At 71.1% G+C, this 1,433-nt stretch carries 1 protein-coding gene; it reads right to left on the bottom strand.

What is annotated here, in order from left to right; genetic code table 11:
• Window positions 1–34: 34 nt before the first annotated feature.
• Complete coding sequence (locus P3H15_RS53945) at window positions 35–1,426, bottom strand: HNH endonuclease signature motif containing protein (protein WP_276144814.1); 1,392 nt, start codon at window positions 1,424–1,426, stop codon at window positions 35–37.
• Between the last annotated feature and the right edge of the window lie 7 nt (window positions 1,427–1,433).

Genomic DNA, 1,433 nt, shown 5'->3' on the forward strand with positions numbered 1-1,433 from the left:
GGTGGGATGGAGTTGTGTTGCGGCGCTGGGCCGGTCAGGCCGCGGCCGGGCCGGCCCGCCGGTTGTGCGAGGGCAGTGGTTCCCGGAAGGGGTCGACGCCGGGTGGTGGAATGAACCACGGGTGCCGGTCGTCGCCGATCTGCACCTCCCACCCGTCGTGGTGGATCAGCCGGTGGTGGAAACCGCAGAGCAGGACGAGGTTGTCCATGTCGGTGAGGCCACCGTTGACCCAGTGGACCGCGTGGTGCGCCTCGCACCACGATGCCGGCGCTCCGCACCCCGGGAATGCGCACCCACCGTCGCGCACCGCCAACGCCCGACGCTGCTTTCTGGTGGCCGTCCTGCTGGTCAGCCCGACGTCCAGGGGTGCGCCGTGATCGTCGAGAATCACCGTGCTCACCTGCGCATCACACGACAGGTACCGGGCGGCGGTGATCGTCAGCGGTCCCATCCACGCCGCCCACGCCACCCCCGTTTCCGCCAGCACCGCCGCCCAGCCCTCCGCCGAGGTCGGCCGGTCGCCACCGGCTGGGCCGGCCGGGCCGGTGCCGGAAGCGTGCGCGGCCGCGTCGCCCGCACGGTCGGTGCCACCGGAGCGGTCCGTGCCGCCCATCCCGCTGGTGCCGCCCATCCCGCTGGCGCCGCCCATCCCGCTGGCGCCGCTGCGGTCGGTGCCGCGGGCGTAGGCGAGGTCTCGCGCCCGCACCTGCACGCTGATGTGGGGGCGTTCGCCGGCTTCGGTGCCGTTCAATCCCGCTGCGAGATAGCGGCGCAGCAGTTCGGTGAGCGCGTCGGCACGGCGTCGTCCCGGGGTGCGTTCGTCTCTGGCCCCGTCCGCGGCCGGCCGGGGCGCGGCCAGCTTCGACAACGCGGTCAGCAGCATCTCGCCGGTCACCGCATCCAGATCGCCCTTGACCGACACCCGTCCGTTCAAAGTTTTCGATGCGTGCAGTTCGTTGCGGTCGAGGTCTTCGCTCGCGGGGTGCTCGTCGCTTTCGAAGATTCGCTCCACCTTCGCGATACCTTCCCGGATCAGGTCGGTGCGGGCCTGTGGTCCGTCCGCTGCGGTCAGCAACGCGTCCAGCACAGGACCCAGCGCGCTCAGCGGCATTCCTTTCGGCGGTCGTTCGCAGAACCGCAGAATCAGCCCCGCGTGATCCGCGGAGATCTTGCAGCCGTAAAACTTTCCGGCGATCGCAGGCTGCGACCGCAGTCCCCGTGCCAGGTTCACGATCCGACCCGCCGCCCCCGGTTCGAGCATCGTGTGCGCCGCCAGCCACGCCTTCGCGTGGGGATGGCCCAGTACGTCGACTCGGCAGCGCGAATCCACCGCGTCCATCAGCCTCACCCGCATCGCCTCGAGGCGGGTGATCTCCGCGGACACCGCCAGCACCGTCTCGAGCAACTGCGCCTCGGTCAACCGCAGCGTGTCG

The sequence above is a fragment of the Rhodococcus sp. T2V genome (genome assembly GCF_029269925.1).
GTDB classification, from domain to species: Bacteria; Actinomycetota; Actinomycetes; order Mycobacteriales; family Mycobacteriaceae; genus Rhodococcus_F; species Rhodococcus_F koreensis.